Origin of the sequence: Bradyrhizobium sp. CCH5-F6, from assembly GCF_001556045.1 — a bacterium.
Classification (GTDB): Bacteria; Pseudomonadota; Alphaproteobacteria; order Rhizobiales; family Xanthobacteraceae; genus Bradyrhizobium.
The window spans coordinates 21252-27251 of record NZ_LSIC01000216.1 but is presented as its reverse complement, the minus strand read 5'-3'; the positions used below and the strand labels follow the sequence as shown (position 1 = coordinate 27251).

The 6000-nt window shown below is 65.4% G+C and carries 7 protein-coding genes; 2 read left to right on the top strand and 5 right to left on the bottom strand.

What is annotated here, in order from left to right; genetic code table 11:
* A partial coding sequence (locus AX729_RS37680) for an EAL domain-containing protein (protein WP_061029965.1) occupies nucleotides 1-904 on the top strand: 904 nt, incomplete at its 5' end.
* Nucleotides 905-957: 53 nt separating this feature from the next.
* On the opposite strand, the gene AX729_RS37675 is transcribed toward AX729_RS37680, so the two are convergent.
* Nucleotides 958-1209 (bottom strand): hypothetical protein, encoded by a 252-nt coding sequence (locus AX729_RS37675; RefSeq protein WP_061029971.1) that lies wholly within the window; start codon nucleotides 1207-1209, stop codon nucleotides 958-960.
* Between the two features lie 97 nt (nucleotides 1210-1306).
* A complete protein-coding gene (locus AX729_RS37670; protein ID WP_061029963.1) occupies nucleotides 1307-2326 on the bottom strand; it encodes a helix-turn-helix transcriptional regulator in 1020 nt (339 codons plus the stop codon).
* Nucleotides 2327-2413: 87 nt separating this feature from the next.
* Here AX729_RS37670 and AX729_RS37665 point away from each other — a divergent pair, with 87 nt between their 5' ends.
* On the top strand, nucleotides 2414-3058 hold the full coding sequence (locus AX729_RS37665; protein WP_061029969.1) for a glutathione S-transferase family protein: 645 nt from the start codon (nucleotides 2414-2416) through the stop codon (nucleotides 3056-3058).
* A 123-nt stretch (nucleotides 3059-3181) separates the two neighbouring features.
* On the opposite strand, the gene AX729_RS37660 is transcribed toward AX729_RS37665, so the two are convergent.
* From AX729_RS37660 to AX729_RS37650, 3 genes are all read right to left on the bottom strand, one after another.
* Complete coding sequence (locus AX729_RS37660; protein WP_061029961.1) at nucleotides 3182-3967, bottom strand: enoyl-CoA hydratase/isomerase family protein; 786 nt, start codon at nucleotides 3965-3967, stop codon at nucleotides 3182-3184.
* Nucleotides 3968-4092: 125 nt separating this feature from the next.
* Nucleotides 4093-4311, bottom strand: coding sequence for a hypothetical protein (locus AX729_RS37655; protein ID WP_061029959.1), 219 nt, complete (start codon nucleotides 4309-4311; stop codon nucleotides 4093-4095).
* Between the two features lie 120 nt (nucleotides 4312-4431).
* The gene (locus AX729_RS37650; protein ID WP_061029957.1) at nucleotides 4432-5877 is read right to left on the bottom strand and encodes a TAXI family TRAP transporter solute-binding subunit; all 1446 of its coding nucleotides are present in this window, start codon (nucleotides 5875-5877) and stop codon (nucleotides 4432-4434) included.
* Nucleotides 5878-6000 lie beyond the last annotated feature (123 nt).

Genomic DNA, 6000 nt, shown 5'->3' with positions numbered 1-6000 from the left:
GTGCCTGACCAAGCCGCTCGATCTCAACCGCCTGCGTTGCGCGCTCGAACTGCCGCAGCGCTCGCCGTCAGCCGCGTCATCTGCCGCGCCGCCGCCCCGGATCACGCCGGAACGAATTGCGCGGGGCCTCGCCGATCACGAGTTCTTCGTCGAATTTCAGCCGAAGATCGCGCTGCGGACCGAGCGAGTCGTCGGCGCAGAGGCTCTCGCACGCTGGCGTACCGCCGAGTTCGGCATGGTCTCGCCCATGGTTTTCATCCCGATCGCCGAGGAGGCCGGCCTCATGCGCGAGGTGACCGACTGCATCCTCTCGTCCGCGCTTTCGCAGGGCCGCAAGCTGATCGAGCGCAATCCCGGCTTCACCATCGCCGTCAACATCTCGGGCTCGCTGATGTCGGACCTGACCCTGCCCGACCGGATCGAGGAGATCCTGCGCCGCGAGAACGTGCCCCCGTCGTCGCTGACGGTGGAAATCACGGAGACCACGGCAATGGCGGACGTCGACCGCGCCAACGACATTCTGGTGCGTCTGCGGCTCAAGAACATCGGTACGGCAATCGACGATTTCGGCACCGGCTATTCGTCGCTCGCGGCCCTGGCGCGGCTTCCGTTCAGCGAGTTGAAGATCGATCAGTCCTTCATCAAGGGCTGCGAATCCGACGACGACATGATGAAGATCGTCGATGCTTCCGTCGCGCTGGCGAAGGCGTTCAACATGAAGGTCGTGGCGGAGGGTGTCGAGAGCTCGCAAGCACTCGAGATCATCCGCAGGATCGGCTGCGACGTCGCCCAGGGCTTCTACTTCGCACCCTCGCTGCGGCGTTCGCGCGCCGAACGATGGATATCGCAGCGCAATTCTCTCGCGGACGAAAAGGCCGCGGCCCCGGCGGCCCTGGCGAGTTGAGACGACGAACCCCGGTCGCGCAGCGACCGGGGTTGCGCCAGCCGACGGCGGTATCAGTAGATCCCGTAGGCGCAGACATTCACGACGCGCACGCGCAGGCCGTGACGGGTGCGGACGAGGCGCTCCTGGTAGCAGTTGCTGACGCCGGTGTTGAGGTAGATACCACCAAAGCCCCAGCCAGGACCCCAGTGGTGATGACCGTGATGATGGTGATGGAATCCGCCGGCCGAGGCGGCGGTGGGGGCGAGAGCGGCCACACCGAGCGAGCCGGCGGCGATCAGACCAAGTGCAAGCTTACGAAACATCTTCATTCTCCATTTGGCGCAGGGCCATTGTTGTGTCCCTGCATCTCGGTCGAGGCGAAACGCGAACGCGTTCATGGCGCCCGGGAAGAATCGTGTTTCAGGAATGTTTCGTCGGCTGCGGCGAGATGCGTCGCGATCTGGCTTTTCGCACCGCGCGATATCGCGCCGCCGTCGCCCGCGTCAGCTCGGTCATCTTGTCGCGGAGGTCGGCGGGCTCCAGCACTTCGGCCTCGGGGCCGAGCCGCAGCAACTCGGCCGCGGCGTGCCACGACGTCTTGCCGACCGGCACTCGCGCAATGCGCCAACCGTCTGCATCAGTGGTGTCCTGGAGCTGCGTGCGTGCCTTCACGTAGGGCTGGCTCAGCGCGTCGAGCAGTTTGACGCCGAACGGCGACAACCGCACGATCGCGACATTGGGATGCATCTCGGCCTCGAGACGCAGGGTCGCGGCCTTCCAATAGGCGGCAAGATCGAAATCGGCAGGACGGTCGAAGCGGTCGTCGAGCGCCGAGCAGTCGAGCACGCGCGCAACGCGATAGGTGCGCACGCTGCCATCGACATCGCCTGCGAGATACCAGCTGCCGCCCTTCAGCACGAGGCCGAGCGGCGCGACGCGGCGCTGCTTCTCCGCGCGCCAGCTGCGGTAGCGGATTCCGATCAGCGTCCCGCGAAGCACCGCGCCGGCAATCGTGCGCAGATGCGTTGGTTCTTCCGTCTCGCCGAACCAGCCCGGGGCGTCCAGGTGGAAACGCTCCTGCATCCGCCCGGCGTCCTCGCGCAGATTCGCGGGCAGCGCCGCCATGAGCTTGTTCTGCGCGGCAATCATCGCCGCATCCAACCCGAGCGCTGCGGCCGGGCCGGGCAGGCCCGCCAGGAACAGCGCGCCTGCCTCGCTCTGCGACAGTCCGTTCAGCCGCACGCGATATCCGTCGAGCAGGCGATAGCCGCCTTCCGCGCCGCGGTCGGCGTAAACAGGAATGCCCGAGGCGGCGAGCGCGTCGATGTCGCGATAGATCGTGCGCACCGAGACCTCGCAGGCCTCCGCGAGCTCGGGCGCGGTGACCTGCCCCCTGGCCTGGAGGGTGGTGAGGATCGACAGCATCCGGCTCGCGCGCATGAACCCTTAAACCATACCTGACAGGAGATGTCAGGTATGGTCCGCTACAAGCAGCCCCAGCGCCAGCCGGCCCAGATGGAGACTGCCATGACCGATCCGAACCGCATCACGCTGTATTATTCGCCGCAGACGCGCGCCACCGGCACGCGGGTGCTGCTGGAGGAACTGCGGGCTCCTTACGCTCTCCACGTTCTCAACATGAAGGCCGGCGAGCAGCGCTTGCCCGCCTATCTCGCCATCAATTCGCTCGGCAAGGTGCCGGCGATCCGCCATGGCGAAGCGCTGGTGACGGAGCAGGTCGCCATCACGATCTATCTCGCCGACCTGTTCCCGCAGGCCGGCCTCACGCCTGCCCTGAACGATCCGCTGCGCGGCCCCTATCTGCGCTGGATCGCGTATTACGGGTCGTCGTTCGAGCCGGCCCTGATCGACAAGTTCATGCAACGCGAGCCGGCGCCGATCACGCAATCGCCCTACGCCGATTACGACACCATGCTGAATGCGCTCGAGGCGCAGCTGTCGAATGGGCCGTATCTGCTCGGCGAGCGCATGACGGCCGCCGACGTGTTGTGGGGCGTCGCGTTCAGCTGGACCATGATGTTCGGCATCGTGCCGAGAAAGGACGTGTTCGTCCGCTATGCCGAACGCATGACGGCGCGACCGGCGTTCCAGCGCATCAATGCGGCGGATGCGGAGATGGCGGCGGAGCATGCCAAGGCTGCGGGAGGCTGAGGCGGCAAGCGCCGCGATCTCCGCTGTCGTCCCAAGGGTACGCGCAGACCCGGGACCTATAGTCACAGGATGTTGCGAAGACTCGGAGTTGCATCGTGCGGCGGCATTGTCCGCCACAGGCCCTCAGAACCGTGGCGGCTGCTTTTCCGCGAACGCCTTGATGCCTTCCTTGATCTCGTCGCCGCGCATGCTGTCGCGGTGGCGCCGGTCGGCGGCTGCCTCATCAAGCTCATTGCGGGCGAACTCGTTGATCGCACGCTTCATGCCGCGCATTGCCTGCGGCGCGTTGCCGGCGAGGATCGCGGCGAGCTCGTCGACCTCCTCGTCCAGCAATTCCACCGGCACCATCGCAGTGAGATAGCCGATGCGCAGCATCTCCGGGGCGCTGATCTTCTGCGCGGTCAGGAACAGTCTCTTCGCATTGTCCACGCCGAGGCGGGTCACGAAGCGTTTGATGCCGCTCGGATAGTAATGCAGCCCGAGCCGCGCCGCCGGCATGAACATCTCGGCGGTATCGACGCCGACGCGGAAATCGCAGGCCAGCGCCAGGTCGGTCGAGCCGCCATAGACGCCGCCGTTGAGCCGGCAGATGGTCGGTACGCCCAGATCCTCCAGCCGGTTGACGACCACCTCGAAGGCCGAGCCCGCGCTCTGCTGCTCGCTCGCGCTGACCGCGCGCTCGGCCACCGAATTGAGATCGTAGCCGGCAGAGAAGGCGCGTCCGGTGCCGGTCAGCACCAGGACGCGAATATCAGGATCGGTTTCCACCCGGTCGAACAGTCTCGTCAGTTCGCCGAGATCCTCCGCCTGGAGCCGGTTGAGATGTTTCGGTCTGTTGAGGCGGATGGTGGCGCGTGCGCCGGTGATTTCGAGCAGGGGGCCGGTGGCTGCGTCGGCTGTGTCCGACATTCTCGTCTCCATTGTCGGCGCCAAGGTGCCTGCCCGGGCCGAGGCCGTCAATGACGGGGCGCCGGCAGCTTCATTGGCGCCGCTGCGCCGTGCCTGCCGGTCCGTCGCCGTCGTCGGCGGAATGCTTATCTGAAATGCGGTGGGTCGTCGTAGCCGCGGCGGCTGCTGAAGAACAGCAGGACCATCAGTCCGACGCCGACGATGACGGAAAATCCCGCGCCCAGCGCCAGCGCCACGTAGCCTTCCGTCGGGATCGGCTCACCTTCAACCGCCATTGCGGCGTAGGCGAAGTAGCCGGCCGCCGCCAGCATTGCCAGAAGGAGGATGATGAGGAGTGCACGCATGCCGCGTTCTCCGGTTGCAGCCGGAAACCAACGGTTGCGGGTCGAGGCGGTTCCTCGGTTTCGGCGCTCGATTTACCGGGATGAAAGTCGGCCAGACCTGGAGCCGCCGCAACCTGTGGATCAGGCGCTCTGGGCGGTCTTCACCACCACGACATTGCTGTCGTCCGGCTGGGGCGGGCCGGCATCGCGCACCGTCTTGTCAGCTTCGCCGGCATGACGTTTCAAGTAGTCGCGGCGCATGCCGATCTCGTCGCGAACGAATTCATAGCCGAGCTTGAAAGTGTCCAGCCCGTCGGTACTGATCGTGCCGTCTCTGAGGCCGATAACGGCGCCGCGCAGGATCGCTTCCAGCTCGTCCTGGAGACATTCGAGCTGATCCAGCGAATGGGCATGCTCGATCCGCTCGCCGATGTCGAGGATGGCCGTGGAGAGCTCGCTGGCCTTCTCCGGCGCGATCCTCGTGATCTTGGCGTAGATCGCGGCGAAGATCGAACCGATGATGCTGAGCGCGGCAACGCCCACATACATCAGGTCGCTGTACTTATCCATGAACGACTTGGTGTCGTCGTTGATGTAGTCGGCGGCGCCCCGGTGAGCGATCACGAACGCATCCTTCTCGACGGAGGCCGGCTCTATCCTGGTGGCGAAGCCGTTGTCGAGCCCGAGCGCGGACTTGTTCTCGTAGACGATCCGCGCGAGCTCCCCTGCCGTGGTCGGGGACATTCTGGATTGTGCGACCAGGAGCCATTCGAGCCCGATCGTGTCGAGATCGTCGTCGGGGATTTGCGGAGATGTCGACAACGTGCCTGCCGTCAGCGTCTCGCCGGAGATGCCGGGGAATTTGCGGGCCAGCGTCTTGGCTTCGTCGATGGCATTCAGCGTGAAGCCGCCGCGTCTGGCGACTTGTTCATAGGACTTGTCCCTGACAGCCCTGGAGGCGTGGACGATGGCAATCACCGCGCCAAAGCCATTTGGAGGGGCAAACAGCCTGTCGAGCGTTGCGCCCTGCGGCGCCATTTGGACCCTCGCAGCCTCGGGGCCGGCGGGGACTTCGAGGATGCTACGGACGAAGGCGAGCGAGGCGTCGTTCTCGGCGACGACCGCGACTTTCTTCTTCCTCAGCTCGGAGAGGGACTTGATCTTCTTGTTGCCGGGCCCGAGCAACAGCACGAGATCGTGCTCTAGGATCGCGAGCGTGCGCGCCCGCAGCGGCACCTTGGCGTCCGTGCGCAGCACGGCGAGGTCGGCCTGCTTGCGGTCGAACTGCGCGACCGCCTTGGCGTTGTCCGCGTGGTTGACGATCTCGATCCGGACGCGGGAGGCATTGTTCTTCAGCACCGTGGCGAGTTTGGCCGCGAACAGCGCCTCGTCACTGTTGGGAGCGCCGACGGCAAAGGTCAGCGTCTCCGAATTGTGCAGCAAGGCGCGGCCGGCCCAGACGGTGGCGAACGACAACAGCAGGGTCAGCACGACGTAGAGCAGGACTTGCTGCTGATTGGTCTTGATCACCTTGGGACGCCGGGGTGGCGGCGGTGTCAATGATGCGGTCGGGCCCTCAGTACTCATGGCAGCACTCTGGCCTTGTACTCGGACGGCTTGCGGCTTTTGGCCGGGCGCCTTGCAATCGTAAACGTCTGAAAAAAGAACGGTATTTTCTGTCACCGATGATAGCGCGGAGGTGACGGAATG